We start from the raw sequence: 25,804 nt of genomic DNA, 5'->3' as shown, positions 1-25,804 counted from the left end.
TGCGAGGTGTCCGCGTGAGTGACGAGGCCGCGAGCCCCGCCGTGCGCGCGTTCGGCGTTCGACGGGTCCAGGGCCGTCGCGAAATCCTGTGCGGCGCCGACCTCGTCGCCGCCCCCGGCGAGATCGTCGGGGTCACGGGCCCGTCCGGAAGCGGTAAGAGCACCCTGCTGCGCGTCCTCGCCGGACTGGAGGCCCCCGACGGCGGAACCGTCGACTGGGGTCCGGGCACCCGGCGCGGCAGGCCCGCCCCGGGAGCCGTCGCCGCCGTGTTCCAGGACGCCGCGGGCAGCCTCGACCCGCACTGGAGCATCGCCCGCACCACCGCCGAACCGCTCGCGCTGCGTCCCCGGGCGACGCGCCCCGGCCGCGCCGACCGCCGTGCGGCGGCACTCGCGGCCCTCGCGGACGTCGGCCTCGGCCATATCGACCCCGACACGCGCCCGGCCCGGCTCTCCGGCGGACAATGCCAACGCGTCGCACTCGCACGGGCGTTCCTCGCCACCCCGGGCCTGCTGCTGGCCGACGAGCCGACCTCCGCGCTCGACGCGTCCGCCGCCGCGGCCGTGCTGCGCCTGCTGGACCGTGCGGCGGGCTCGGGGACCGCCGTCGTCCTCGTCTCGCACGACCGCGACGCCGTCGCCGCGGTCGCCACCCGCACGCTGCGGCTCGACGGCGGGATCCTGACCGACGCTGAGCCGTGAGCGGGCGAAAACGGGGTTACTCCGCTGCCGCGCCCGCCCCCGTGTAGCCCGCGACCGTCGCGATCGTGCCCGGCTTGCCGGACGGACCGTACGACACCACCTCGATCAGCCGGAAGGTCCGGCCGCCGTGCACCACCCGGGCGACGAACTCGGTGTCCCCGCCGATGTCGAGCGCGCGCAGGTAGCCGATGCGGACGGACGCCAGTGCCATCCCGTCCTCCGGCCGCAGCAACGGCGAGGCCGCCACCTGCGTCGCGCACAGCGCGATGCCGCCGTGCATCACGCCGCTGGCGTTCGTCAGGATGTCGCGGCCCGGCACCCGCAGCGAGGCGGTGTCCCCGGTCGCGTCCAACGTCGCGTCGAGCATCCCGAGCAGCGACTCGCGGTACGGCGGCTCCGGCGCGGCGGGCACCTCCGGCATCGGCGCGAGGGCGGACCCGTCCGGCGCGAACAGCTCGGCGACGTTCCTGGGTACGGCTGGCGTGAACCGGCTGCGCAGCGTCGTCACCGCGAGCGTGCGGCCCGCCGCGTCCCGCACCTCGCCCGAGACGAGCACCCCCTGGGGCTGCACCGCGACCACCGTGGAGGTGCCGCGGACAACCTGGCCGTCGGCCGGCGGTGGCGCGGTGTAGTCGATCGACAGCTCCGTGGTCACCGGCCACAGCGCGGCGGGCCGGTGGGCGGACGTCGCGCGGCCGAGAGTGTCGTCGATGAGGACTCCCAGCGCGCCGCTGCTCGGGGTGCCGTCGGGGCCCGCCATCCACGGGCCCGAGGCCATCTCGCCGCGCGAGCCGTTCTCGCCGGGCTCGGCGGTGACCCGGACGCCGAAGAGGGTCATGGGCCCTCGGCCGCGCCGGATGAGCGGATCCGCCACGTTGTGCTGCGCAGTCATGGAGCTGTCCTGTGCCTCGGGGCGGTCCGCGTGTCGGCCGGGGGCGGCCCGCCGTTGTGCCGTCCGGTGGTGCGTGTGGGTCTGCCTCGGCGGGCAAGGCGTCCACGCCCCCGTTGAGAACAGCATTCTCGCCCGCGAGAGAGCCATTATCGCAGGGTGTGGCGGGGCGCGGACGCCCAGGGCCGGGGAGCCGTCCGCCCACAGCGGATCCGCCCACGGCAGATCGCCCTGGTCCCGCCCCCTCGCGCCGCCGAAGCTGAACGGCATGAGCGACGAAAACAAACCCCCGCTGTTCCACGACCGCGCGCGGCGCGAGCTGTACGCGCAGCGCGTCCTGATCCTCGACGGCCCGCTCGACGACGACAACGGCACGCTGCTCACCACGCAGCTGATCACCCTCGCGGCGGAGGACCCGTCGACGGACATCGCGCTGTGGATCCACTCCCCGGGCGGTTCCGTCCCGTCCATGCTGGCGATCCGCGACGTCATGCACGTCGTTCCGTGCGACGTGTCCACTCTCGTCCTCGGGATCGCCTACAGCGCGGGCCAGTTCCTGCTCTCCGCCGGGACCCGGGGCAAGCGCCGCGCGATGCCGCACGCCCGCGTGCTCATGCACCAGGGCTCCGCGGGGATCGCCGGGACGGCCGTCGACATCGAACTGCAGGCCAACGACCTGCGCCACACCCGCGACACCGTCCTCGGCCTGATCGCCGAGGACACCGGACAACCCGTCGAACGCGTCTTCGAGGACTCGCTCCACGACCGCTGGTACACCGCCGACGAGGCCCGTGCGTACGGCTTCATCGACAGCATCGTGAGCGGTTTCGACGAGATCGCCCCGAGCGGGTCGCGCCGCATCACGCCCGACGCCGGATTCCAGGGAGGCACGCGATGAGCACGTACACCATCCCCAACGTCATCACCCGCGACTCCCGCGGCGAACGCGTCATGGACGTGTACTCGCACCTGCTCGCCGAGCGCGTCATCTACCTCGGCACCGGGATCGACGCCGGAGTCGCCAACGCGCTCGTCGCCCAACTCCTGTTCCTGGAGGCCGACAACCACGACCAGGACATCCAGCTCTACATCAACTGCGAGGGCGGCGACCCCAGCGCCATGCTCGCGGTCTACGACACGATGCGCTACATCCGCTCGCAGGTCGCCACCACGTGCGTGGGCCAGGCCGTCGCCGTCGGGGCCGTGCTGCTCGCCGCCGGCGCACCGGGCAAGCGCGCCGTCCTGCCGCACGCCCGCGTCGTCCTCCACCAGCCCGCAGCCCAGGGCCGGGGCGCGATCCCCGACCTGATCCTGCAGGCCGACGAGGTCGTCCGGGTACGCGCCGACATCGAACGCATCCTCTCCCGGCACACCGGCCACAGCACCGCCACGCTGCGCGCCGACACCGACCACGACCGGGTCTTCACCGCGGAGGGCGCCAAGGAGTACGGCCTCGTCGACCACGTCATCGACCAACGCTGACACGGCGCCCGGCCCCGACGCCACTCGGCCCGGGGCCGACGCGACCCCGGGCCGCCCGGCCGCGCGCGCCCGCGGAACCGGGGTACGTGGCGCGCGGCAGCCGAGGCGTGTGGCGCCGGGGAACGCCGCGATCGCGGAGCCTCGCCGCCGCGTGACGGCCGGACCGCCCGGCGCCGAGGTTCCCCTCGGCCGCGGAAGCGCGCCGCGGCGTCGCGCGCGGGGGTCCTTCCGGCGGCCCACGGCGGGCCGGGCACCGGAGCACGTGGCGCAGGGGAACGCCGCGATCGCAGAATCTCGCCGCCGCGTGACGGCCGGACCGCCCGGCGCCGAGGCTCCCCCCGGCCGCGGTATGGCGCGCGGGGTCGTCCGACCGCCGGACTGTGCAGCCTCCGCGGGAAACCGGGACTACGCCGCCAAGGCGTAGGCCGCCGCGTGGCAGGTCGGCGTCCGGGGGGCGGATCGCGTGCTGCTCAGGGTCTCCGCGACCGCGAGGGCGAGGTCGCCGAGTGTCACGTCCAGTGCGCCCGCGAGCGCGGCGATCATCTCGCTCGACGGCTCCTTGATGCCGCGCTCGACCTCGGAGAGGTACTGCGGGGACACCCCGGCGCGGCCGGCGGTCTCGACGAGCGTCTCGCCGCGCTCGTGGCGGAGGAATCGGAACCGGCCGCCGAGCACGTGGCGCCACAGTGGTTCGTGCGGCCGAGGCGCGCGGACCGGCCGCGGCGCCACAGGGGCGCGCCGACCGCTCCCGTCGCCACGCGCCGGGGGCGGCGGCGGGGCCTCGCCGCCGTTGTCGGCGGTGCCGTCGCCGGCACCGCGGGTGGTCGTGTCGGTGGTCCCGGTGGCGGGCGCGGCGGTCTCGGCCATGCCTCATCGTAGGCCGCGCCGGGCCACCGCTTCGAGGCTGTCCGCCCGTAGCGGAACCGCCCCGCGCCCCGGCGCGGCGCTTGACGCGCCGGGGAATGCCCGCGCCGCGCGGGCGTTGTCCCCCACATGGGCACGTTGCCGCGCACCACGCGCTTCTCGGTTCTGGATCGGTCGCGGACACGGCGCGACGAGACCGCGGCCGACGCGCTGCGCACGACCGTGCGCTTCGCCCGCGAAGCCGAACACCTGGGCTTCCACCGCTTCTGGGTCGCGGAACACCACGGCGTTCCCGGTGTCGCGGGATCGGCGCCGACCGTCCTGGCCGCGGCCGTCGCGAGCGCGACCGAACGCATCCGGGTGGGCACCGGTGGGGTGATGCTGCCCAACCACCGCCCGCTCGTGGTCGCCGAACAATTCGGCGTCCTGGAGGCGCTGTTCCCCGGCCGCGTCGACATGGGCCTGGGCAGATCGGTGGGATTCACCGACGGCGTCCGCCGCGCCCTCGGCCGCGACAAGGACGCCGCCGACGGATTCCCCGACGACCTTGCCGAACTGCTCGGCTACTTCACGGGCGACCAGACCGCGCACCCCGGCGTGCACGCACGTCCCGCCGAGGGCCTGCGGCCCGCCCCGTTCGTCCTCGCGACCGGCGAGGGCGCCGAGTACGCGGCCCGCGCCGGACTGCCGCTGGTGATCGCGCTGTTCGGCGCCGAGGAACGTACCGTACGCGCGATCGACGCGTACCGCACGCGGTTCCGCCCCTCGGACTGGGCGCATGAGCCGTACGTCGTGATCGCCGGGTCGGTCGCCGTCGCCGACACACCGGAGGACGCCGAGGACTTGCTTGTTCCCGAGGCGTGGTCGGCCGCGTACGCCCGCACCCACGGGGTGTTCCCGCCGCTCATGCCCGCCGACGAGATCCGCGCCCTGGCGATGACCGCGAAGGAACGCACATACCTCGCCGACGGACTGCGCGGCCACATCCGGGGAACCGAGGACGACGTCGAAGCCGAGTTGGGCCGCCTCGTCGGCCGCACCGGGGCCGACGAATTCCTGGTGACCACAAGCACGTTCGACGTCGCCCGCAGGTCCGACACGTACGCGCGGATCGCCCGCCTCGCCGGGCTCACCGCGACCGTCGGCTGAACGTGCGGTGAACGCACCGGCCCACTCGGGCGTGTCGCCGCGCGCACCGTCCCTGTCCGTCGCGCCGTGGACAGCCGGTGTGCGCACGGCTGCGCGATCGTCGTCCGGCAACGTTCGTTCGACTTCGCGTTCTGTGACCCGCGGCCGGGCGGCCCTCCGCGCCCAACGGCCCTCCCGGGTACGCCCGACGCTCCCCGGTGACAGCGTGCACAGCGACGCCGGGCGGTCGAAAACCCGCCACCGCGGGCCCGCGGCAAGAAGCCGCGTCTCCACCCCGGACCAACCGGCGCGCCGCGCACGAACGACGGTAGATTCACGCACAGCCGTCGCACCGTGCCGGCGGCGCACGGCGACGAACACCCGCCGCCCGCGCACCCGGCACCCCCGACGGCGTACACCGTACGATGGCTCGCCAAGGGGCCCCGAGCACGGCTTCGGCCGGTCCGAGGGCCGGGAGGTCTGCATGTCGCGTCCACCGGGCACCGACGCCTTCGGGGCGATACCGAGCCCCGCCGCGGGCGGCCGGCGCCATGTCGTCCGCCCGCACGGCCGCACGCGCCCGGTGCTGCGCCCCGGCCCCTCCTGCCAGGGTTCCGACGCGGCCCCCGACATCGACTCGTGGCGTGAAATCCTCCGCGACGCCGTCGTCGAACTGGACGCCTCGCCCGTCGACCTCACGCCGCGCACCGACTACACCGGCTGGGTCTACCTGTTGGACCTCGGAGCGGTCTCCGTCACCGACGTCGCGTCCGACCCGATGCACGCCGCGCGGACCCGGCGGCTCATCGACCGCAACCCGGTGGACTTCTACCACCTCATGCTCGCGCGGCGCCCCAGCCACACCGTCTCCGACGACCGGCCCAACGAACTGCGCACGGGCGACGCGGTGTTGCTCGACTCCACCCGGCAATACAGCTTCACCGCCGACTCCTTCGCGCACTACCTGTCGGTCAACGTGCCCCGCGCCGCGCTGATCCGCGACCTGCGGACGACGCCCGAACTCGGGCGCCTCATCCCGGCCCACGACCCCACACTGCGCGTCCTCAGCTCCGTGGTCGCCGAACTGTGCCGCGGCTCGGCCGTGCTGCCGCCCGACACGCTCGCCGAACTCGGCCACACCACGTACGAGCTGCTGGTCTCCACACTGCGCACCGCCGCCGCGGGGGACACCCGGCTCTCGACGCCACAACTGTCCCGGCAGGCCCAACTCCCGCGCATGCGCGACTTCGTCCTGCGGCACTTCACGGACCCCGCGCTCACCCCGCAGCTCATCGCGACGGCCTTCGGGGTCTCCGTCCGGTACGTCGACCTCGTCTTCCGCGCCGGCGACTCCTCGCCCTCCCGCTACATCCGCGAGACCCGCCTCGCCGCGGCCCGCCGCATGCTCGCCGACCCCCGCCAGGCCCACCGCCCCATCGCCGCCATCGCCCGCTCGGTCGGCATCACCGACCCCGGCGTGTTCGCCCGCGGATTCCGCCGCCAGTACGACATCACCCCGAGCGACTACCGCGCCCACACCCGCGAGACGACCACCTGACCCTGACCCGACACCTCCTGACCGCCGCGTGAACACCCCGGCCGCTTTCGCGACCGCGCCGGACCACTCGTGACCGCGTCGGTGGGCGTACGCGGACGACGTCATCTGGTTGTCACCCGTTCGAGTGATTTTTGGGGTGTGTTCGAGCACCGGGAACAAGACGGTCGGAACCCAGCGGATTGGGCGGTTCGGACACTTATGGCACCGTGTGCCTGACCGGTCTGCGGCGCAAGGCCCGGTTTCACCCCGGCGCGCACGCCCCCGGAACACCCGCCTCCGGCGCCCCACCGGAAACACGCGCGCTACCGAGGATCGTTAGGTTGCCTCATCAACGGGCGCACGTCGCGCCCGCGGCCACCCCGTGAAGCTCTCCGGCGCCGTGACCGGCACATGCCCCCGGCCGCGGCACCTCATCTGATGCCTGTCGACACCGCCGTGGAGGCGACACCATGACCACCGACAAGTCGGCCGCCGTCGAACTCACCGACGCGATCACCGCGCTCGTCCGCGTGCTGGTGTACGCCACGGTGCCGCCCGGCGGCCCGGGGCTCACCCACCCCGCCGACGCGCAGGCGACGCTCGGCAACCTGTCGACCGCCACGATGGGCCTGCCCCAGGCCTTCCGGCAGATCGACGACTTCCTCACCGGGCTCCTGGCCGACGGCCGCCTCCAGGTCGAGGGCGGCGGCAACGCGGCCCCGCACGTCATCGACGTCCACTCCGCCCTGGAGAACGCGGCCGACTACGCCAACGCGCTCTCGGCCGCCCTCGGCCGCGCCCAGGCGGCCCTCGAATCCGTCACCCTCCGCGACACCTTCCAGGCCTTCGCCCCGGCCTGACCCCCGGAGCGCGGGGTGTGCGGCAGGGACCGGCGAGACACCGAATCGGTGCCCCGTCGCGTGCCCCGGAACCCGCCCGCGCATCCTCGCGCCCGCTGTCGGCGCACGCGTCCGGCGCCCGCCGCGCTCCGGCCCCGCGCGGCTCTCGCGGCCCCGCGCCGTCACAGCCCCGGCGCCGCCCACAGCGGGAACCACCGCGCCAACTCGGGCTCGATCGGCAGATCGTCCCGCAGCGTCGCCTTGACCTCCAGCTCCAGCGGACTGTCGCGCTTGTCGCCCGGCAGGGGCGCGAACGGGTAGAACGTCCCCCTTTTGTACAGGTAGACGAGCGCGAGGCTCCGCGCCTCCGTGTCGCGGAACGCGACCAGCGAGCACAGCAGGTGCGAGCCGAATCCGGCCGCCTCCAACGCCGAGTTCACCGCGTGCACGTCGTTGACCAGGGCCGCGACGTCGTCCGGCGGATGCTCGGCGGTCAGCCACGAGTAGCCGTACTCGTCGCGGCTGAACTCGGCCTTCCCGCTGCCGGCCGACACCGTGTCCGTGGTCCGCAGCAGCGTGTGCACCTCGTCGCTCAGCCGCGTGAACGCCGCACCCTCGAGCGACGCGAAGCACACCGCGCCCCGGCCGGTCGGCGTGAACCCCATCGCCGCCTCAAGGGTGATCGCCGCCGACGGCACCCCGAACAATTGATCGAGGTCGGGCCGCACCGGTTTGGTGCGACCCAACAAGGTGTCCCAGAAGCCCATCGCGTCGGCTCTCCCTCCGGTCACGGCCGCCAACCCGGCGCCGTACGGCCCGCCCGCATTCACGCCCCCGAGCGGTGCTCACTCCACACCGGGCCCCGAGGCGCCGGCGCGCACCACCCCGTCCGTACGCGGTGGGCGAGCCCCGGGGCCGAGCCCCGGCGCCCACCCGCGCGCACGCCCGTTCCCCGACGCCCACCGCTACGGCGCCTCGTCCCCCAACCGCGCCGAGATCTCCGCCAGCGCGTCCAGGCGCTTCTGCAACGGCGGGTGTGTCGCGAAGATGTTCGACAACGTCGTCCCCGGCCCCAGCGCGGGGGTGAAGAAGAACGCGTTGAACGTCTGGGCGGTGCGCAGATCCTCCGTCGGGATGCGGGCGATGTCCCCGCTCACCTTGGTCAGCGCCGACGCCAGCGCCGAGGGACGGCCCGTGAGCAGCGCACCCGCCCGGTCGGCCGCCAGCTCCCGGTACCGCGACAGCGCCCGGATCAGCAGGAAGCTGATCGCGTAGACCGCCGCCGACACCAGCAGCACCAGCGCGAAAATCGCCGCCGTGTTCTGATCGCGCCGACCCCGGCCGAACAATTGCGAATAGAACGCGAAGCGCACGATCAGCCCCGCGATCACACCCAGGAACGACGCGATCGTGATCACCGCGACGTCGCGGTGCGCCACATGCGACAGCTCATGGGCCAGCACGCCCTGCAACTCCGCCGGGTCGAGCCGGCGCTGCAGCCCCCGCGTGACACACACGACCGACTTGTTCGGATTGCGTCCCGTCGCGAACGCGTTCGGCAGGTCCATGTCGGACACCGCGACCTTCGGCTTCGGCATGTCCGCCGTCGCACACAACCGGTCCACGATGCCGTGCAGTTCGGGTTCCTCCTCCGGGCTCACCACCCGGCTCCGCATGGCGTACATCGCGATGCGGTCCGAGAACCAGTACTGCGCCCCCAGCAGCGCCACGGCGATGACGACCACCAGGGCGACCGACTTGAGCAGCACGATCAGCGCGGCGATGAACGCCACGTACAGCAGTCCCAAAAGGAACATGGTGACCAGCATGCGACCGGTCAGTTTCCGGTCGGGCTCGAATCGGCTGCGCATCGGTGTCACCCCGGAACCAGGCCCTCGTCGGTCAGCATCGCCCGCACCTGCGCCAGGCTCGTGCCCTCATCGGGCAGGACCAGGTCCGACGGCTTGATCGCGTCGGCCGGCAGCCGCGTCCCGAGCGTGCGCACCGCGCCGACGAGGTCCGCGACGGCCGCGGCGAACGCGGCGTCCTCGTCCGCGTCGGCCGCCGACTGCACCACCGCGTCGAGCTCGTTGAGGCGGTCGACGCCGGCGTCGGACACCTCGTACTGGCCCTCGCCGAGAATTCTGATGATCATGACGACGCCTCCTCGTCGGGCTGCGACCGCCGCACCTGCTCCGCGTCCCCCTCGCCCTTCTCCAACTGGGCGGGACCCGAGTCGCCGGAGGAGGGCAGCGCGGCCTTCATGCGGGCGAGTTCGGCGTCGACGTCGTGGTCCGCCGACGCGGCGTCCAACTCGGCCTGGATGTCGTCGCGGCCCGTCGGGAGCGACGCGTCCTCCAACGCACCCGACGCCATCAGCTCGTCCAGCGCGCCCGCGCGGGCCTGCATCTGCTCGGTCTTGTCCTCGGCCCGCTGCACCGCCATGCCGACGTCGCCCATCTCCTCGCTGATGCCGGAGACGGCCTCGCCGATCCGCGTCTGCGCCTCGGCGGCGGTGTACGACGCCTTGATGGTCTCCTTGCGCGTACGGAACGCGTCGACCTTCGCCTGCAACCGCTCCGCCGCGAGCGACAGCTTCTCCTCCTGCTCCTGCAACGACGCCTGCTGGCTCTCCAGATCCGCGATCTGCGTCGTCACCGTGCCCCGTCGCGTGAGGGCCTCCCGGGCCAGATCCTCGCGCCCCGCGGCGAGTGCCTGCTGCGCCTGGGTCCGCAGCTTCTCGTCGGACGCCTGGAGCTTGCCGATCTGCAGCTCGACCCGCTTGTTGCTGGTCGCGACATCCGCCACGCCACGGCGTACGTTGCGCAGCATCTCCAACTGCTGCCCATACGAGTAGTCCAGGACCTCGCGGGGGTCCTCGGCCTTGTCCAAGGCCTTGTTCGCCTTCATCCGGAACAACGAGGTCACGCGTTTCGTGATGCTTGCCATGGCTCCACCATTTCCTCCGGTTCCTACCGGTCTCCTCCGGTTCCTCCGGGAGCGCCACCGCGCGCACACGCGGTTTCGGCTCGCGGGCGGCCGGGTCGTCCGGGGCTCGGCGCCGAGGCGCGGCCTCCACGCCGGGGCGGGAACCGGAACCGACCGTGTCGGGCGGGGTGCCGCCGGATCGCCCGGGGTCACGGGCCACGCGCGGCACCTTCCACGATATAGACCCGGGCCCGAACCTGCGTCCGAGCAGGCGACCGGGCCGGTGCCGAAGAGGCCGGAGCGCCGGTCGGGCCGGTCGCGCGGGCGCGAGCACCCGCGCGTGCCGGGATTCGGGCGGGCGCGGAACCCAGCGGGCGGGCAACCCCTGGCCGACCCGGCTGCCCGTCCGCTCGCGCACCCACCAGCTCGGCCGCCGCCTGCGCCCCGCGGATGGAGCGGGTGGGGGACAATCCGGGGGATCGGCGGCGGCCGACGTCCGGGATCGGACGGGAGCCGTGCCGCCGGGGACGTGGGGAGGGGGCACATGGCCGACGGAACGCCGCAGGCTTCGGCGCCGCTGGTGGTCGTCGACGCGGCCAACGTCATCGGTTCGGTACCCGACGGCTGGTGGCGCGACCGTCTCGGCGCGGCCGAACGCCTGCGGGACGCCCTCGTGCCGGTGGCCGAACACGGCCTGGGGGAGACGGCCCGTGTTCCCGCGTGGGCGGCGCGCGGCCCACTCGACCTGCGGCTGGTCGTCGAGGGCGCCGCCCGCGCACTCCCCGAGGTGCCGGGCGTGCGGGTCATCGCGGCGACCGGCAGCGGCGACGACGCGATCGTGCGCCTCGTCGCCGCCGAACACGAGGCAACGCCCGAGCGCCGCTGCCTGGTCGTCACCGCCGACCGCGGGCTGCGTGCCCGTGTGGCCGAGTTGGGTGCCGAAGTGGTCGGCCCGCGCGCGGTGCCGCGGAGGTGAGGGCGGGCGTCGTCCGCCGGGCCGACGCCGCCGAACACGTCGTGCCCCGCGAGCGCCGGTGTCCGATGGTCACCGCCGATCGCGGGCCGCCTGCCCGTGGGGCCAAGCCGGTCGGCCCCCGTGCGGTGCCGCGGCACTGATCCCGGCGCGGGTCACCCGCGTCGTCGACCGCGTGCGACCGTGCCCTCGCGCTTGTACGTCACGGCCACCGGTGCCGTGTCGATGTGCTCGACGCCGTCCAGCGCGCCGAACCCGTCCACCACGACGCCGTACAGCTCGCCCACGTCACGGCACGCGACGTACGCGCTCAGGTTGACCGCCCCGGTGGTCACCGCTGCGAACGCGACCGCCGGATGCGAGGCCACCGCGTCGCTGACCGCGGCGACGCGCGAAGGGCGGACGGTCATCCACAGCAGCGCCGTCGTCCCGTGCCCCAGCGCGGTGAGATCCGTCTCCTGCTCGAAGAAGACGACACCGGCGCGGCGCAGCACGTCCAACCGCCGCCGCACCGCCGCCTCGGACACCCGGCACGTCCGGGCGAGATCCGCGTACGAGGCGCGGCCGTCCACCGACAAGGCCCGCAGCAACGGGGCGTCCAGCGTCGACGGCTCCGGCGGCGGACCGTCCCACGACACCGCGGGCGCGGCGGACGCCAGCGCGTTCTGCTGCGCCGCCGAGAGCTTCGACGTGAACGAAAAGCTCTGCGGCCCGCCGACCACCACCCGCAGCACGCGCACCGCGGTGACCGCGAGGACGCCGGGTGTCCGGCCCAACCGGCGCGTCAGCGCGAGATTGTGCTCGTCGGCGGGATCGGCGCGCACCGAACACCAGACCTCGGTCCCGGCCGAACACCCCTGCACCCAGGCCGCCTCCGGCGCGTCGGCGAGCGCGAAACCGATCGCGTCCGTGGCCGCCGGCGAGCACCGGGCCCGGAGCACCCACGTCGGCTGGCCGGTGCGGCGAACGTCCCGCACCCCGACGACACGGCACTGCCCGTGTGCGCGGAGCCGGCGGTAGCGGCGCGCCACCGTGGATTCCGACACGCCCAGGACTTCGGCGATGCGCGAGAACGGCGCCCGGCCGTCGATCTCCAGCGCGTGGACGAGCCCCCGATCGAGGTCGTCGAATATGACGGAATCCATAGGGGGAACCCTACGCGGCGGCGGAATCCGTCCAGCTCCACTCGGTGACTCGCCCCGCGCCACCCCGGCCCGGGACAGTGTTCGCCGTGCCGCCCGCCGCCGCGCCGGCGGCTGGATCACCCGATCGTCCCAACGAACCGCCCCTTCTTCGAATCTCCCGGCCGAAATGCCTCGCCGACCTCCCCTGGAGCCGTGCCATGCGCAAGTGGGGACCGCTGATCGCGGTCTGTCTCGGAACGTTCATGCTGCTCATCGACGTCACGATCGTCATCGTCGCCATGCCCGACATGGCCGGCGATCTGGACGCGTCCTTCGCCGACCTCCAGTGGGTGCTCGACGCGTACACGCTCGCGCTGGCCGCGGTTCTCCTCGCCGCGGGCAACCTCGCCGACCGGCTCGGGCGCCGCGCGGTGTTCGTCGGCGGCACCCTCGTCTTCACCGCCGCCTCGGTGCTGTGCGCGCTGGCCCCCGACACGGCGACGCTCATCGCGGCCCGGACCGTGCAGGGACTCGGCGCGGCGGCGATGTTCGCCACCACGCTGGCCCTGCTCGGACACGCCTATCAGGGGCGGGACCGCGGCCTCGCGATCGGCGTGTGGGGAGCGGTGTCCGGCGCCGCCGCGGCCGTGGGGCCGATCGCCGGCGGGCTGCTCACCCAACACCTGGGCTGGGAATGGATCTTCCTCGTCAACCTGCCGATCGGGCTGCTCACGGTGGTCATGGCCCTGCGCGTCCTGGACGAGTCCCACGGTGACCGCGCCGCGCGCCTCGACGTCCCGGGCCTGGTGACGTTCACCGCAGCCGCCGGACTGGTCACGTACGGCCTGATCCGTGCGGGCGCCGAGGGCTGGGGCGACGCGACCGTCCTGACCGTGCTCGTCGTGGGGGCCGTCGCGCTGGCGGCGTTCGTCGCGGCCGAGCACCGGGCGGCGCACCCGATGCTCGAACTGGGGCTCTTCCGCAGTCCGGCGTTCAGCGTGATCATGCTCGGCGGCGCTCTCGCGCAGTTCGCGGCGTTCTCCTGCTTCCCCCAGATCTCGGTGTGGCTCCAGTCGTTCCTCGGGTACGGCCCGGTCGCCACGGGCCTCACGCTGCTCCCGATGGCCGCCACGGCCTTCGTCGTCTCGGGCCTGGCCGGGCGCCTGCTGCACGACGTCCACCCGCGCGGGCCCGTCGGTGTCGGCATCGTCCTCATCGGTGCGGGATCCCTGCTCCTGACGCTGGTCGACGCCGACTCCGGTCGCTGGATACTCGTCCCGGGCCTGGTGACCATCGGCGTGGGCGTCGGCCTCGCGATGCCGCAGATCGCGGGAGTCGCCCTCGGCTCGGTCCCGCCGCACCGGGCGGGTATGGCCGGCGGTGCGCTGAACACCTTCCGCCAACTCGGCTTCGCCCTCGGCATCGCCATCGCGGGCGTGGTGTTCCGCTCCACCGTCGAAGGCCGCCTCGACGGCACCCAGGGCATCGCCGACCCGCAGGCCGCCGCGGAGGCCGTCGGCTCCGGCGCGGCTCCCGCGATCGTCGCCGCCGCCCCTCCCGGCAGCCGCGACACCATCCACGCCGCGATCGGCGACGCGTTCGCCGCCGGTCTGGACCGCGTGTTCGTCGTCTGCGGCACGGTCGGCGTCATCGCCGGGCTGCTGGTCCTCGTCGTGGTACGTCCCACGCGCCCGCGGACCGTCCCCGCCCCCGCCCCGGCTCCGGCACAGCAGCCCGAACCCTCCGACGCGGTCTGACGCGTCGACGCAACGACTCGCCGGTCCTCACCGGTCCTCACCGCGACGGCCCCAGGGCCTCCGGACACCGCCCGAGCGCGGCGCCACGCCCCCGCTCCGGCTGGCTGGGTCCGACGCGGTGAGGACCGGTGACGCTTGCCGCCGCGGGGCCTCGCGCGGACGTGATCCACGCCAACCCACCGGGTCCGTACGCCGGTTCCGCGTCCGCCGAACCCGCGACGACGCCCGGCACGGATCAGCCCGCGGCGCGCACCACACCGCCTCCCGCGGCGGCCGGTGGCGACGGGTCGTCCGTCTCCCCGCGGGCGGCGCCGGTCACAGCGCGGCGTTCCCACCCGTCAGGTGCCTCGTATCGGCCCACGTGACCAGACGCAACCGCCTACCGTCGCCCGCCCAATGGGACACCGACGCGTTGGGTACGGCCACACCGTCCGGGACGGGCGCGCCGATGCCGGCGATCACGTACCGCAGCGCCACCACGACACTGTCGTGCGCGACCACGAGAACCTGCCGACCGGGGGCCGCACGATCGAGGCGGTCAAGGAAGTCCCCTACCCGCAGCGCCACATCGGCGAGGGATTCGCCCCCCGGCGGGCGGTACGCCCACGCGCCCGACCGTGCCCGCCGCTCGGCCTCACCCGGTGCCCGGCGGGCGATGGCGGCGGGCGGATGGAGTTCGAAGACGCCCATCTCACGGTCGCGCAGGCGGCCGTCGACCAGCACCGGGGGAGGGCGTCGGCCGCGCTCGGCGGCCGTCGCCGCCATGATCGACCAGGTCTCGCGGGCCCGCAGATACGGCGAACAGACCACCACCTCCGGGCGGCGCTCCGGCGCCGACGCGGCCAACCACACCCCCAGCGCCGACGCCTGGGCCCGGCCCGGCCCCGACAGCGGGACATCGGCGTCCGCCCCCGCCACCGGCAGACCGGTCGCGCCGGTCCGGGCCGCCTCCTCGAACGCGGCGTTCGCGGTGCTTTGCCCGTGTCGGACGGCGGTGAGCCCGCCGAGCGCGAACGGGACCGCGAGCGTGTCCCCGCGACCCGGCGCCTCACCCCCGAAGCCGTCCCCCGACATGTCCGTCACTGTGCGCTCCCCTTCACCCGTCACGCCGCCCCCGGCGGGCCGCCCGTCCCGATGATCCGGCACCTCCGGCGGAACGCCGCCCACGACGCTCCCGCACCCGCCCGCCGTACCGCGACACCCGCCCCGGTCGCACACGTGCGGGTGAACCCCGCGTGCACGCGCGGGGCACCGGGCAGCAACCAGCCGGGCGCACCCCGGTGTGCCACGCGTCCGTCGACGTCCCCGCCCGAACTCCCAGGAAGAGGAAGCACATGAGGATCACGCCGCGCGCCCTGGCCGTGCCGCTGGCGGCACTCGCCGCCGCCCTGCTGCCCACCGCCGCCACCGCCGCCACCGCCCGGGCGGCCGACGGCTACGACCGCTGCCCCGCCGACCACTACTGCGTGTTCTCGGGCCTGGACGGCACCGGCGACATGATCGCGCTCACCGGCAGCACGCCCGACCTCGCCGCACTCGGGATGAACGATCGCGCCAAATCCGACTGGAACCGCACCACTTCGACCATCTACCTGTGGTCGGAGGCGAACTACACCGGCTGTACGGCCACGACCTCCGCCGGCCCGACCGGCAAGGGCAACTTCTCCCCGGACTACCGCGACTTCTTCAGCTCCGTGCGTTTCGACGGCCCGGGCGGCCGGAGCTGCGGCACCCCGCTCGGCGAAGACGGCTGACGGCACGTCACCACCGGCCCCCGCGGCGCCCGTTCACGCGCCGTCCGCCCGGTCGGACGCGGGCCACACGTAGGGCAGGTCGTCCGGCACCCCGGGGAACACCGGTCCGTGGTAGGCCGGGTCCTTGCGCACCAGCGCCGACCGATGGCTGCGGTGAAACGCGTCGCCGCCGCGCCACGGAGGCAACTCCCCGGCGCCCGCCGACACCGACTGGCGGCGCACCGGGCACGGGGCACCGGGACGGAACGCCGCGAAGTCCGCGACCAGCGTTGCCGCGCAGCCGTCCCGGTGCCCCTGCTCGCGCCGCACCGCGCACACGTCGAGGCCGTAGCGGACCAACGCCTCCTCATACCCGGCCCACACGCGCACCGCGGAATGCCGGCGCCACCCGTAGCCGGGCACGACAAGCCCGCGCAGCACCCGCGGCGCCTCCACCCGCCGCTTCCCGGGCCGGCGGCGGTCCAGGACCCGGGCCGACGCCCGGAAGCCGGCGTACGGCGGGAAAGTCCGCACGATGTCGTCTCCCTCACAGCACGCCCAGGAATAAAAGAAGGAGCCTTCTCCGCACGGCGGCGAGACCTCCTCCCGAGGGCGGGCGGGCCCGCGCGAACGTACTACTTGGGAAGCAGCACGCAACCGATTCGTCCGCAGGATGTTGTCACATGTCGGCCAGGCATACCGTCGATATATGCACAGGGGTCGTATGTCGGGGGTGCGGGAGGTGAAATGTCGGTCACGGAACCGATAATGGGGAGCCGGTCCGGCGGTGCGGGAGACAGCGCACCCTACGTGGTCCGGCTCGACGAGGTGATCACCGGCGACGCGGCCTCAGCGTCGCCGACCACCGGGGAGACGATCGGGCGCAAAGCCGCCGCCCTTGCCCGCGCCGGGAGTTCGGGGCTGCCGGTGCTGCCCGGCGTGGTCGTGACGGTCGCGGGGGCCGCCGCCCCGCCGGGCACCCACCGCGCGCAACTGGCCGCCGCCGTCGCGGCGTTGCCCGAGCCGTGGATCGTCCGCTCCTCCTCGCCGCACGAGGACGGCGAGAACGCCTCGCAGGCGGGCCACTTCCTGTCGGTACGCGACGTGGTCCGCGCCGACCCCGTGCGCATCCCCGACGCGGCGCACACCGGGGGAGAGTTCGCCCGCCTGTTCGCCGCCGTCGACGCGGTCGTCGCCTCGGGCGACGGCGCCCCCATGGCGGTACTCGTCCAGCCGCAGCGCGAATTCGACATATCCGGCGTGCTGTTCGGCGTCGACCCGGTGACCGGCCGACCCGGCACCGTGGTCGCCGCGACCGCCGGATCACCCGAAGGCCTGGTCTCCGGAACCGAGGACGGCACCCTCCTCACGCTCGGCCCGCGCGGCACCCTCAAGCGCGAAGGGACGCGCGTACGCCGCCTGTTCGGCTTCGCCGCCGGGCAACTCGGCCGCTCCCTCGCGCGCCTCGCCCGCGACGCGGCGGAACTCTTCGGCAGGCCGCAGGACATCGAATGGGGCTGGACCGAACACGGCGGGCTCATCCTGCTCCAGTCCCGCCCCGTCACCAAAATCGCGGCGGCCGTTCCCGACGACGCCGTGGTCCTGGGCGCCGGGCCCCTCGCGGAGACCTTCCCCGCACCGCTGTGGCCGCTGGAGGAAGACCTGTGGCTGCCACCGCTCAGCGCCGGCCTCGAAGCCGCGCTGCGCCGCTCCGGCGCCGCCGGGACACGGCGCCCCCGCCGCCCCGAACCCGCGCACGCCCACCCCGACCCCTGGAACACCGCCACGGCGCTCGTCCGCTCCGTCGGCGGCCAACCGGTCGTCCCCCTGCGGGTCTTCGGTGTGGAACCCCTCGGGGGAAAACCGTCCCGACGCCTCACCGCGCTGCTCGACCCGCGCCCGGGCCTGCGCCGCCTGCGCGTCGCCTGGTCCGTCGGCGGACTGCGCGCCGTACTCCCCGCGATCGCCGCGGACCTGGTGCGTGAGACCGACGCCCTCCTCGTCGGCGTCCCGCCCGCACACGACCTCACGGACGCCCAACTCGTCGGCGTCCTGCGGCAGTCCGGCCCGCTCCTCACCGCACTGCACGAACACGAGGCGCTGATGGGCATGGTGATGCGCGACAAGGAGGAACCCACCACCGCCGTCGGGGTCGCGCTGCGCCTGCTGGCCGTCTCCGATCGCCCCGCCGACGAACTCGTCCGCGAGGAACCGGTTCTCCTCGCACTGGTCCCGCCGTCGATCGCCGCCCCCGTCTGGCCCGAGACCGCACACACCCCGCCGCCCGCCGCCCACGGCGTCCCCACCCCCGCGGACCCGCGCGACCGACCCGCCGCCGGCGTGCTGCGCGAAGCCCTGCGCCTGCGCGCCCGCTGGACCCAGGAACTCCAGGCGACCGCCGTACGCGAGATCGCCGCGCGCCTCGTCGCGCAAGGACGCCTGGCCGACCCGGACGCGGTCCGCGCCCTCAGACTCGACGAACTCCTCGCCCTGCTCCGCGAACCCACCCGCGCCTGGCACCAACCCGCCGACCGCACGCCCCCGCCCACACCGCTGCCCACCGCCTTCCGCATCGCCGAGGACGGCACCCCGGTCGCCCTCGTCGCCCGCCCCGGACGCCGCCGCGGCACCGCCGGCGCGGGCCTCCACGGCCAAGGCGCCTCGGCCGGCCGCGCGACCGGCACCGTCGTCCACGACCCGGCGGAACTCGACGGCCTCCCCGAGCGCCAAGGCGTCCTCGTCGTCCGCACCCTCGCCCCGGGCCTCGCGGCGACCCTGCCGCGCCTGGGCGGCCTGATCGCCGAGACCGGCAGCCCCCTCTCCCACCTCGCCATCCTGGCGCGCGAACACGGCGTCCCCGCCGTCGTGGCCGCCCACGGCGCGCTCGACGTCCTCGCACCGGGCGACACCGTGCTCGTCGACGGACGCACCGGCGTCGTCGAGACCCCGACCGACACCCCCGCCGCGCCGCCCGCACCCACGAAGAACGCGGCCCGCGCCGAACCCGCGGCGCCCGACACCCGGGAGGCGGCGTGAAACCACACCGTCTGACCATGGCCTCCGCCGTGATCGCGGGCCTGGCCTCGCTCGGCTACACCATGGCCTACATCGGACGCTGGGAATGGCAGCGCGCCCAACTCGCGGCCGACCTCACGCTGCTGTGCGCGATCCTCGTCCTCGGCCTGGTCATCGACAAGCGCACCCGCAACCTCCCCGGACGCCGCGACACCAAGCCGCCGACCGACACCCGCCCGGCACCCGCCGACCTCCCCGAGCCGCCCCCGGCCGCGTCCCACCCGTTCCCCGCCGCCACCGGAGCCCAGGTCACCCCCCTGCGCCCGCCCACCGCGAAGCGCCCGCGCCCGGCGGTGTCGCCCGGCGCGTTCGCGTGGCTCAACGCCCCGACCGACCCGCGCACCGAACGCTACGGCGTGTTCATCCCGATCCTCCTCGGCGCCGGCATGGCCGCCAGCGGCATGGCCTGGGTCCTGGAACGCGTCTCCGGCATGTTCTCCGGCCGCGCGGCGAACGGCGGCTCCCGCAACCGGGGGCGCGGCGGCAAGACCGCCCGGCTCCGCCCGGACCTGCCCGACACGCTCCTGGTCCCGGCCGACACGCGCCTCGCCGACGTCCTCGTCGGCTACGACACCCAGGACCCCGCCGAACTGTGGCTGCGCGGCCCGATCGTCGCCGCCGACCCGGCCGGAGCCACGCCCGCGACGCGGGACCGCGCCGAGGAGAAGCGGCCGTGAGCACCGCCCCGCGCCTGCGGCTCGCCGTCGCGGCCGTGGCCTCGATCGCCGTCGCGGCCCTCGTCGCCGCCGCGATCCACGCGCTGATGGAGGAGTTCCAGTACCGCCCCGGGCACCCCGACCCCGCCCGCGAGACGGTCGTCCACGTCACCCTCGACGGCCGGTACGGGCCGCCCCGCGCGATCGACGTCGAGCACCTGTGGGGGGAGTGCGCCACCGCGCTCACCGAGGCGCAGCTCATGGCCGTCCCCGAACGACCCGACGCCAGGCACCTCGAAGTCGTCGTCCAACCGGCCCTGACCAAACACCAAAAGGCCCGCGTCGGCGGCTGCCTGCGCGACCTGACGGTGCACCGCATCAAGACCTCCGAGGTCTCCCTCACCGAACGCACCGCGACCACCACCCCCACCGGCGACCCGAGCCCACCCCCCTGACCCCGCGGCCACCGGGCAACCCGTCACCCCCGCACCACACCGCACCACACCGCACCACACCGCACCACACCGCACAGCGACGAGGGCGACGCCGGGACGCCCGCGCGACCCGCGCACCCCACCCGCGCCACGCCGCCCCCGACCGCGCGCACTCCCCACCCGGCCACCCACCCCGAACGCCCCGCCGCCGCACACCTGCCCGCCGGGCCCCGACCCCTGCCGATCCGTCCTCGCCCGAACCACCGCACACAGCCGACCGTCCCCGCTCCCACGCCGAGCGCCGAGCGTGTCCGCCGGCCCCCGCCGGACGTCGCCGCCCCCTTTCTCGCCGGCGCCCGCCCGCGGCGTGTTCCACGAGCAGCCCTTCCCGGCCGACCGGTTCGCCTCCCCGCCGCGCCCGCCACCGATCCCCGCGTCCCCCAGCCGCCCCCACCCCGGCGCCGAGCACCCGGCCCGTCCCCAGGCACGATCCGCCCCACGTACCTAAGTTGGGGCCATGATCGTTCGCGCGGAGGACGTCCGTGCCCCGGGCTGGTTCGCCGCGGCTGCGGGAGTGTTCGCGATCGGTATGGCCGGGACCACGCTGCCGACACCGCTCTACGGGCTCTACCGGGAGCAGATCGGCTTCTCCGAGCTGATGGTGACGATCGTGTTCGCGGTCTACGCCGTCGGGGTGATCGCCGCGCTCCTCGTCGCCGGCGACTTCTCCGACATCCTCGGCCGACGCCCCATCCTCTTCGTCGCCCTGGGACTGTCCGTCCTCAGCGCGGTCTGCTTCCTGTGCGAAGGCGGACTGCCGCTCCTGTTCGCCGGACGCCTGCTCTCCGGCTTCTCCGCCGGACTCCTCAGCGGCACCGCCACCGCCGCCGTGCTCGAACTCGCCCCGCCCGACCGGAAACCGACCGCGGCCCTGGCCGCGACCGCCGCCAACATGGGCGGCCTCGGCTGCGGGCCCCTGCTGTCGGGCCTCCTGGCCGAGTACGCGCCGTGGCCGCTGCGCCTGCCGTACGCCGTCCACATCGGGCTGCTCACGATCGCGCTCGCCGTCACCCTCGCCCTGCCCGAGACCGTGACACCGCGCGGCCCCCGCCCCCGCCTGCGCCCGCAAGGCATGGTCGTGCCGAAGGAGACGCGCGCGGTCTTCGTCCCCGCCGGGCTCGCCGCCTTCGCGGGCTTCTCCGTCCTCGGGCTCTTCACCGCCGTCGCACCGGGCTTCCTCGCCGAAACCCTCCACGAGGACAACCTCGCCGTCGTCGGCGCCGTCGTCTTCTCGGTGTTCTGCGCCTCCACCATCGGCCAGTCCCTCACCCGCCGCGTCGGCACGCAACGCGCCCTGCCCGTCGGCTGCCTCGTGCTGACCGCCGGCATGGGCCTGGTCGCGGCCTCGCTCGCCGCGGAATCCCTGCCGGTGCTGGTCGTGGGCGCGATCGTCGCGGGCCTCGGCCAGGGACTGGCGTTCCGCGCGGCGCTCGGCAGCGTCGGCGAGGTCGCCCCGGAGGACCGGCGCGGCGCCACGATCTCCGCGTTCTTCGTCGTCGCGTACACCGGGATCTCCCTGCCCGTCGTGGGCGTCGGAGCGCTCGCCACCGGAATCGGCCTGCGCGGCGCCGGCCTCGTCTTCGCCGGCTGCGTGATCGTCCTGGCGGCCGGCGTCGCCGCACTGCTGCTGCGCAGGCTCGCGCGTCGGTGAACGGCTCGACGCCCCGGTTGTCGCAGACTCGGTGAATCCCGTCCCACCCGCCGCCGCACACCACCCGACGAACAGGGCTCGCACATGCACAGTTCCGCGCAGATCGGCGTCACCGGACTCGGCGTCATGGGCCGCAACCTGGCCCGCAACTTCGCCCGCCACGGCTACGCCGTCGCCGTCCACAACCGCACGGAGTCCCGCACCCGCGCCCTCATGGACGAATACGGCGGCGAAGGCACGTTCGTCGCCGCCGCCGGCCCCGAGGAGTTCGTCGCGTCCCTCGAACGCCCCCGCCGTCTGATGATCATGGTGAACGCGGGCCCGGCCACCGACGCCGTCATCGACGAATTCGCCCCGCTCCTCGAACCCGGCGACATCATGATCGACGGCGGCAACGCCCACTTCGCCGACACCCGCCGCCGCGAGGCCGCCCTGCGCGCACGAGGCATCCACTTCGTCGGCACCGGCGTCTCCGGCGGCGAGGAAGGCGCCCTCAACGGCCCGTCGATCATGGTCGGCGGATCCACCGAGGCCTACGCCGCCGTCGGCCCGATCCTGGAAGCCGTCGCCGCCCGCGTCGACGGCGACCCCTGCTGCACCCACGTCGGCGCCGACGGAGCCGGACACTTCGTCAAAATGGCGCACAACGGCATCGAGTACGCCGACATGCAGCTCATCGCCGAGGCCTACGACCTCCTCCGCCACGCCGGGGGCTACACCCCCGCCGAGATCGCGGACATCTTCCGCACCTGGAACCAGGGCAGGCTGGACTCCTACCTCATCGAGATCACCGCCGAAGTCCTCGCGCACACCGACGCCGACACCGGACGCCCGTTCCTCGACATCGTCGCCGACGCCGCCGGCCAGAAAGGCACCGGCCGCTGGACCGTGCAGACCGCGCTCGACCTCGGCTCCCCGGTCACCGCGATCGCCCAGGCCACCTTCGCCCGCGTCGCCTCCGCGCAGCCCGCGCTGCGCACCGCGTACCGGGGGCTGTCCGGCGGCATCGTGCCCGAACTCAGCCGCAGCGAGGCCGAACGCTTCGCCACCCAGGTCGAGTACGCCCTCTACGCGTCGAAGATCATCGCGTACGACCAGGGATGGAAGATGATCCAGGACGGCGCCGCCGAATACGGCTGGACCATCGACCTCGCCGCGATCGCCGCCATCTGGCGCGGCGGCTGCATCATCCGCGCGGCCTTCCTCGACCGCATCCGCGCCGCGTACACCGCCCAACCCGACCTGGTGAGCCTGCTCGACGAGAAGGAATTCCTGGAGGAGATCACCGACGCCCAGGTGCCCTGGCGCGAAATCGTCGCCGGTGCCGCTCGCAGAGGCATCCCCGCCCCCGCCTTCTCCGCCGCGCTGGCCTACTACGACACCCTCCGCGCCGCCCGGCTCCCGGCCGCACTCGTGCAAGGCCAACGCGACTACTTCGGCGCCCACACCTACCAGCGCACGGACCGCCCCGGCACGTTCCACACCCATTGGTCGGAGCCGGGCCGCCCCGAGACACCGGCCTGACAAGAGGGCCGGGGGAGGGCAGGCGGAGCAGAAGAACGGACCGCCTCACACGCCACAACACCGACGCTCCGACCTCCGCGGCCGACGCCGCCGCGGAGGCCGTCACCGCCGCGACCGGATGACCGGGACCCGGAAACCGGACGGTCAGGCCGACATCACACGATCGTGGGCCAACTGACCGTTCTCCGTATTTCCGTGGTTCGCGACCGGGGCGATGAGAGTAGCGTCGGCGCTTCTCCAGTCCATCCGGGAAGGGCCGAATCTGTGCGCACACTGTCAGGCGTGATCATGGCCGGGCTGATCCTGGCACTCGCCGGGTGCGGCGACGACGACGCGAAGGCCGGCGGCGCGGCGTCGAGCGCGGCACCGTCCGTCTCCGCGTCCGCCCCCACGCCGCCACCGCCGCCCTCGGCGACCGCCACGAACTCGCCCTCGGCGTCCGCCTCTTCGGCGACCACCCCGGCGCAGACCACGCCCGCGCCCGACTCCTCGGCACCGCCCTCGACGGCGGGCGGGACCGCGCCCAAGACGACGCAGGGCGCGATCGCGCGGTACGAGGAATTCCTCCACGCGACCGGCCGCGAAGACCTCGACACCATGTGCGAGATCTCCTCGTTCGCCGCGAAGAAGGCCGAGGAGGAAGGCTTCGGCGCGTGCCGGTCGGCCTACACCTACGTGCTCCAGGAGCTGATCTCGCCCGAGCAGAAGGCGGCCCTGCGCACCGCGACCGTCGACCCCGGCAAGATCACGGTCCAGGGGCCCGCGCGGGTCGACATCCCGGCCGCGGCGGTCAAGGCGTCCGTGACCTTCGCCGAGGACGAGTTGGGCACCTCGACCCTCGAATACATCGACGGCAACTGGTACGTCACGGACTGACCGGGGCCGACCGGCCCTCGTACGCGACCGTGGTCATCATCCCCGTCTCGGAGTGGTACACGTTGTGGCAGTGCACCATCCACAGCCCGGGGTTGTCCGCGTCGAAGTCGGCGGTCACGGTCCGGCCGGGCAGCACGATCACGGTGTCCTTGCGCGGCCCGGCGGGGCTCCCGGCCGAGAAGGTGTGGCCGTGCACGTGCATCGGGTGCCACATGCGCGTCCGGTTCACGAACTCCAGGCGCACGCGCTCTCCCTCGGCCACCGGGTAGTGCTCCGCCGGGTCGTAGCGGCGCCCGTTGATACCCCAGTCGAACGCGCTCCCGTTGCCGGTCATCGCCATGCGGATGACGCGGTCCGGCTCCCGCTCCTCGGGCGCCGCGCCGGCCGGCGGCCCCAGCGACTCGTACCCGACACGCTCCCCGTCCAGTTCGGCGGGCCGCACGGTCGCGTCGGGAGCCGTGCCCGCGCCGGTCCGGACGAGGGCCAGCGCCGCGCCCGCCTTTCCCTCGGCGACCGCGACCAGCGGGAACACCCCGGAACCGAGCGTGACCAGGACGTCGTAGCGCTCGCCCATGCCGAGCAGCAGCGCGTCCGTGTCCACGGGCCGCACCGGATGACCGTCGGCGTGGACGACCGTCATCCGGTGCCCGCCGACCGCGACGCGGTACGCGGTGTCGCTGCCCGCGTTGACGAGCCGGATGCGGACGCGCGCGCCCGGCGTCGCAGCGAACGTCTCCGGGGCGTCGGGCGTACGGCCGTTCGCCAGGTGGACCGGATAGGCGACGTGGCCCGCCGGGCCGCCCAGCAGCGGACTCGTCGCGTCGCGCGGCAGCACGTGCGAGGCCTCCGCGCCCCCGTCGTCGCCCTCGACCGCCCGGCTGTGCCCGCCCGCGCCCCCCGAGTCGTGGGAACCGCGCGTGAGTTCACCGAGCACGTCGTCCGGCGTCGCGCCCGTGCCGTCGATCCAGTCGTCCAGCACCACGAGCCATTCGGCGTCGTACGCCAGCGGCTCGTCCGGGTCGTCGACGATCAGCGCCGCGTACAGGCCCCGGTCCTGCTGCAGACCCACGTGCGGGTGCAGCCAGTAGGTGCCGGGGGAGGAGGGCGTGAAGCGGTACGAGAAGACATCGGCCGCGGCGATCGCGCTCTGCGTCACACCGGGCACCCCGTCCTGCGCGTTCGGGACGCAAAGCCCGTGCCAGTGCACCGTGGTGGGGTCGGGCAGGTTGTTGGCCACCACCACCGCGAGCGGTTCGCCCACGCCCACGCGGATGAGCGGACCGGGGACACGGCCGTCGTACGACCACGTCGTGACCGTGCGACCGCCGAGATCGACCGGACCCGGCGTCGCGGTCAACGACACCGTGCGCACCGGCATTTCGTCGCGCCGGGGGAGCCCGCCACGCCCCGGCGGCAGAACGCCGCCCGCTGCGGAGGCCGCGGCGGGCGCGGCAGCCCACGCGGCGAGAGCACCGGCACCGACACGAAGCAGAGACCTGCGGGAGAGGGAGTCCATGGGGGCACGTCTCCCTGCCCGTCCGGACCGGGACACCGAACAGCCCACTCCGTCGCC

General features: G+C 74.4%; 25 protein-coding genes. 15 read left to right on the top strand and 10 right to left on the bottom strand.

What is annotated here, in order from left to right; translation table 11 throughout:
- Window positions 1-14 precede the first annotated feature (14 nt).
- The gene (locus tag LO772_RS00870; protein WP_231776350.1) at window positions 15-701 is read left to right on the top strand and encodes an ATP-binding cassette domain-containing protein; all 687 of its coding nucleotides are present in this window, start codon (window positions 15-17) and stop codon (window positions 699-701) included.
- Window positions 702-717: 16 nt separating this feature from the next.
- On the opposite strand, the gene LO772_RS00865 is transcribed toward LO772_RS00870, so the two are convergent.
- Complete coding sequence (locus LO772_RS00865; protein WP_231776349.1) at window positions 718-1,593, bottom strand: PaaI family thioesterase; 876 nt, start codon at window positions 1,591-1,593, stop codon at window positions 718-720.
- A 265-nt stretch (window positions 1,594-1,858) separates the two neighbouring features.
- Between LO772_RS00865 and LO772_RS00860 the strand changes: the two genes are divergently transcribed.
- Entirely contained in the window at window positions 1,859-2,488 is a 630-nt protein-coding gene (locus tag LO772_RS00860; protein ID WP_231776348.1) for a ClpP family protease, read from the top strand.
- Window positions 2,485-3,072, top strand: coding sequence for a ClpP family protease (locus LO772_RS00855; protein WP_231776347.1), 588 nt, complete (start codon window positions 2,485-2,487; stop codon window positions 3,070-3,072). The genes LO772_RS00860 and LO772_RS00855 overlap by 4 nt, the downstream gene beginning before the upstream one ends.
- A 405-nt stretch (window positions 3,073-3,477) precedes the next feature.
- On the opposite strand, the gene LO772_RS00850 is transcribed toward LO772_RS00855, so the two are convergent.
- Window positions 3,478-3,939 carry a helix-turn-helix domain-containing protein gene (locus tag LO772_RS00850; protein ID WP_231776346.1) on the bottom strand — a complete coding sequence of 154 codons (462 nt, stop codon included), beginning with the start codon at window positions 3,937-3,939 and terminating at the stop codon, window positions 3,478-3,480.
- Window positions 3,940-4,065: 126 nt separating this feature from the next.
- Here LO772_RS00850 and LO772_RS00845 point away from each other — a divergent pair, with 126 nt between their 5' ends.
- The 3 genes from LO772_RS00845 (at window position 4,066) to LO772_RS00835 (ending at window position 7,461) form a co-directional block, all read left to right on the top strand.
- Entirely contained in the window at window positions 4,066-5,085 is a 1,020-nt protein-coding gene (locus LO772_RS00845; protein WP_231776345.1) for an LLM class flavin-dependent oxidoreductase, read from the top strand.
- A 463-nt stretch (window positions 5,086-5,548) separates the two neighbouring features.
- On the top strand, window positions 5,549-6,622 hold the full coding sequence (locus LO772_RS00840; protein ID WP_231776344.1) for a helix-turn-helix domain-containing protein: 1,074 nt from the start codon (window positions 5,549-5,551) through the stop codon (window positions 6,620-6,622).
- Window positions 6,623-7,071: 449 nt separating this feature from the next.
- Window positions 7,072-7,461, top strand: coding sequence for a hypothetical protein (locus tag LO772_RS00835; protein ID WP_231776343.1), 390 nt, complete (start codon window positions 7,072-7,074; stop codon window positions 7,459-7,461).
- A 161-nt stretch (window positions 7,462-7,622) separates the two neighbouring features.
- Here LO772_RS00835 and pspAB read toward each other — a convergent pair whose 3' ends face one another.
- From pspAB to LO772_RS00815, 4 genes are all read right to left on the bottom strand, one after another.
- Entirely contained in the window at window positions 7,623-8,207 is a 585-nt protein-coding gene (gene pspAB, locus LO772_RS00830) for a PspA-associated protein PspAB (protein WP_231779831.1), read from the bottom strand.
- Between the two features lie 198 nt (window positions 8,208-8,405).
- On the bottom strand, window positions 8,406-9,311 hold the full coding sequence (gene htpX, locus LO772_RS00825) for a zinc metalloprotease HtpX (protein ID WP_231776342.1): 906 nt from the start codon (window positions 9,309-9,311) through the stop codon (window positions 8,406-8,408).
- A 5-nt stretch (window positions 9,312-9,316) separates the two neighbouring features.
- Window positions 9,317-9,595 carry a PspA-associated protein PspAA gene (gene pspAA, locus LO772_RS00820; protein WP_231776341.1) on the bottom strand — a complete coding sequence of 93 codons (279 nt, stop codon included), beginning with the start codon at window positions 9,593-9,595 and terminating at the stop codon, window positions 9,317-9,319.
- Entirely contained in the window at window positions 9,592-10,389 is a 798-nt protein-coding gene (locus LO772_RS00815) for a PspA/IM30 family protein (protein ID WP_231776340.1), read from the bottom strand. Before LO772_RS00815 ends, pspAA begins: the two co-directional genes overlap by 4 nt.
- A gap of 523 nt (window positions 10,390-10,912) precedes the next feature.
- Between LO772_RS00815 and LO772_RS00810 the strand changes: the two genes are divergently transcribed.
- Window positions 10,913-11,344, top strand: a complete 432-nt coding sequence (locus LO772_RS00810) for an NTP pyrophosphohydrolase (RefSeq protein WP_231776339.1) — start codon at window positions 10,913-10,915, stop codon at window positions 11,342-11,344.
- Between the two features lie 152 nt (window positions 11,345-11,496).
- Here LO772_RS00810 and LO772_RS00805 read toward each other — a convergent pair whose 3' ends face one another.
- Window positions 11,497-12,486, bottom strand: a complete 990-nt coding sequence (locus tag LO772_RS00805) for an Lrp/AsnC family transcriptional regulator (protein ID WP_231776338.1) — start codon at window positions 12,484-12,486, stop codon at window positions 11,497-11,499.
- Between the two features lie 197 nt (window positions 12,487-12,683).
- On the opposite strand from LO772_RS00805, the gene LO772_RS00800 reads away from it, so the two are divergent.
- Complete coding sequence (locus tag LO772_RS00800; RefSeq protein WP_231776337.1) at window positions 12,684-14,222, top strand: MFS transporter; 1,539 nt, start codon at window positions 12,684-12,686, stop codon at window positions 14,220-14,222.
- A 315-nt stretch (window positions 14,223-14,537) separates the two neighbouring features.
- Here the strand turns inward: LO772_RS00800 and LO772_RS00795 are convergent, their stop codons facing one another.
- On the bottom strand, window positions 14,538-15,296 hold the full coding sequence (locus LO772_RS00795) for a histidine phosphatase family protein (RefSeq protein WP_231776336.1): 759 nt from the start codon (window positions 15,294-15,296) through the stop codon (window positions 14,538-14,540).
- A 260-nt stretch (window positions 15,297-15,556) separates the two neighbouring features.
- Here LO772_RS00795 and LO772_RS00790 point away from each other — a divergent pair, with 260 nt between their 5' ends.
- Window positions 15,557-15,976 carry a peptidase inhibitor family I36 protein gene (locus LO772_RS00790; RefSeq protein ID WP_231776335.1) on the top strand — a complete coding sequence of 140 codons (420 nt, stop codon included), beginning with the start codon at window positions 15,557-15,559 and terminating at the stop codon, window positions 15,974-15,976.
- A 33-nt stretch (window positions 15,977-16,009) separates the two neighbouring features.
- Here LO772_RS00790 and LO772_RS00785 read toward each other — a convergent pair whose 3' ends face one another.
- Complete coding sequence (locus LO772_RS00785) at window positions 16,010-16,489, bottom strand: MSMEG_6728 family protein (RefSeq protein WP_231776334.1); 480 nt, start codon at window positions 16,487-16,489, stop codon at window positions 16,010-16,012.
- 234 nt (window positions 16,490-16,723) lie between these two features.
- Here LO772_RS00785 and LO772_RS00780 point away from each other — a divergent pair, with 234 nt between their 5' ends.
- The 6 genes from LO772_RS00780 to LO772_RS00755 all read left to right on the top strand — a co-directional run bounded on the left by LO772_RS00780 (window position 16,724) and on the right by LO772_RS00755 (window position 24,231).
- Window positions 16,724-18,991 carry a PEP-utilizing enzyme gene (locus LO772_RS00780; RefSeq protein ID WP_231776333.1) on the top strand — a complete coding sequence of 756 codons (2,268 nt, stop codon included), beginning with the start codon at window positions 16,724-16,726 and terminating at the stop codon, window positions 18,989-18,991.
- Window positions 18,992-19,008: 17 nt separating this feature from the next.
- Window positions 19,009-19,707: a hypothetical protein gene (locus LO772_RS00775; RefSeq protein WP_231776332.1), complete on the top strand. Its 699-nt coding sequence runs from the start codon at window positions 19,009-19,011 to the stop codon at window positions 19,705-19,707.
- Window positions 19,704-20,141: a hypothetical protein gene (locus tag LO772_RS00770; RefSeq protein WP_231776331.1), complete on the top strand. Its 438-nt coding sequence runs from the start codon at window positions 19,704-19,706 to the stop codon at window positions 20,139-20,141. Before LO772_RS00775 ends, LO772_RS00770 begins: the two co-directional genes overlap by 4 nt.
- A 496-nt stretch (window positions 20,142-20,637) precedes the next feature.
- Window positions 20,638-21,831, top strand: coding sequence for an MFS transporter (locus LO772_RS00765; RefSeq protein WP_231776330.1), 1,194 nt, complete (start codon window positions 20,638-20,640; stop codon window positions 21,829-21,831).
- 84 nt (window positions 21,832-21,915) lie between these two features.
- Complete coding sequence (gndA, locus tag LO772_RS00760; RefSeq protein ID WP_231776329.1) at window positions 21,916-23,355, top strand: NADP-dependent phosphogluconate dehydrogenase; 1,440 nt, start codon at window positions 21,916-21,918, stop codon at window positions 23,353-23,355.
- A gap of 264 nt (window positions 23,356-23,619) precedes the next feature.
- The gene (locus LO772_RS00755; protein WP_231776328.1) at window positions 23,620-24,231 is read left to right on the top strand and encodes a hypothetical protein; all 612 of its coding nucleotides are present in this window, start codon (window positions 23,620-23,622) and stop codon (window positions 24,229-24,231) included.
- Here the strand turns inward: LO772_RS00755 and LO772_RS00750 are convergent.
- Window positions 24,221-25,747: a multicopper oxidase family protein gene (locus tag LO772_RS00750; RefSeq protein ID WP_231776327.1), complete on the bottom strand. Its 1,527-nt coding sequence runs from the start codon at window positions 25,745-25,747 to the stop codon at window positions 24,221-24,223. The genes LO772_RS00755 and LO772_RS00750 overlap by 11 nt on opposite strands.
- Between the last annotated feature and the right edge of the window lie 57 nt (window positions 25,748-25,804).

The organism is Yinghuangia sp. ASG 101 (genome assembly GCF_021165735.1).
Lineage (GTDB): Bacteria > Actinomycetota > Actinomycetes > Streptomycetales > Streptomycetaceae > Yinghuangia.
The sequence above is the reverse complement of the archived record's forward strand: the minus strand, read 5'-3'. Positions and strand labels throughout refer to the sequence as shown.

What these genes read in the sequence shown, in the direction of transcription:
- LO772_RS00815 (WP_231776340.1), bottom strand. Translation starts at nt 10,389, where the DNA reads ATGGCAAGCATCACGAAACGCGTGACCTCGTTGTTCCGGATGAAGGCG.
- LO772_RS00840 (WP_231776344.1), top strand. Translation starts at nt 5,549, where the DNA reads ATGTCGCGTCCACCGGGCACCGACGCCTTCGGGGCGATACCGAGCCCC.
- LO772_RS00795 (WP_231776336.1), bottom strand. Translation starts at nt 15,296, where the DNA reads ATGTCGGGGGACGGCTTCGGGGGTGAGGCGCCGGGTCGCGGGGACACG.
- LO772_RS00850 (WP_231776346.1), bottom strand. Translation starts at nt 3,939, where the DNA reads ATGGCCGAGACCGCCGCGCCCGCCACCGGGACCACCGACACGACCACC.
- LO772_RS00845 (WP_231776345.1), top strand. Translation starts at nt 4,066, where the DNA reads ATGGGCACGTTGCCGCGCACCACGCGCTTCTCGGTTCTGGATCGGTCG.
- pspAA (WP_231776341.1), bottom strand. Translation starts at nt 9,595, where the DNA reads ATGATCATCAGAATTCTCGGCGAGGGCCAGTACGAGGTGTCCGACGCC.
- LO772_RS00800 (WP_231776337.1), top strand. Translation starts at nt 12,684, where the DNA reads ATGCGCAAGTGGGGACCGCTGATCGCGGTCTGTCTCGGAACGTTCATG.
- LO772_RS00835 (WP_231776343.1), top strand. Translation starts at nt 7,072, where the DNA reads ATGACCACCGACAAGTCGGCCGCCGTCGAACTCACCGACGCGATCACC.
- LO772_RS00865 (WP_231776349.1), bottom strand. Translation starts at nt 1,593, where the DNA reads ATGACTGCGCAGCACAACGTGGCGGATCCGCTCATCCGGCGCGGCCGA.
- LO772_RS00780 (WP_231776333.1), top strand. Translation starts at nt 16,724, where the DNA reads ATGGGGAGCCGGTCCGGCGGTGCGGGAGACAGCGCACCCTACGTGGTC.
- LO772_RS00855 (WP_231776347.1), top strand. Translation starts at nt 2,485, where the DNA reads ATGAGCACGTACACCATCCCCAACGTCATCACCCGCGACTCCCGCGGC.
- LO772_RS00790 (WP_231776335.1), top strand. Translation starts at nt 15,557, where the DNA reads ATGAGGATCACGCCGCGCGCCCTGGCCGTGCCGCTGGCGGCACTCGCC.
- LO772_RS00805 (WP_231776338.1), bottom strand. Translation starts at nt 12,486, where the DNA reads ATGGATTCCGTCATATTCGACGACCTCGATCGGGGGCTCGTCCACGCG.
- pspAB (WP_231779831.1), bottom strand. Translation starts at nt 8,207, where the DNA reads ATGGGCTTCTGGGACACCTTGTTGGGTCGCACCAAACCGGTGCGGCCC.
- LO772_RS00775 (WP_231776332.1), top strand. Translation starts at nt 19,009, where the DNA reads ATGGCCTCCGCCGTGATCGCGGGCCTGGCCTCGCTCGGCTACACCATG.
- LO772_RS00750 (WP_231776327.1), bottom strand. Translation starts at nt 25,747, where the DNA reads ATGGACTCCCTCTCCCGCAGGTCTCTGCTTCGTGTCGGTGCCGGTGCT.
- htpX (WP_231776342.1), bottom strand. Translation starts at nt 9,311, where the DNA reads ATGCGCAGCCGATTCGAGCCCGACCGGAAACTGACCGGTCGCATGCTG.
- LO772_RS00860 (WP_231776348.1), top strand. Translation starts at nt 1,859, where the DNA reads ATGAGCGACGAAAACAAACCCCCGCTGTTCCACGACCGCGCGCGGCGC.
- LO772_RS00810 (WP_231776339.1), top strand. Translation starts at nt 10,913, where the DNA reads ATGGCCGACGGAACGCCGCAGGCTTCGGCGCCGCTGGTGGTCGTCGAC.
- gndA (WP_231776329.1), top strand. Translation starts at nt 21,916, where the DNA reads ATGCACAGTTCCGCGCAGATCGGCGTCACCGGACTCGGCGTCATGGGC.
- LO772_RS00765 (WP_231776330.1), top strand. Translation starts at nt 20,638, where the DNA reads ATGATCGTTCGCGCGGAGGACGTCCGTGCCCCGGGCTGGTTCGCCGCG.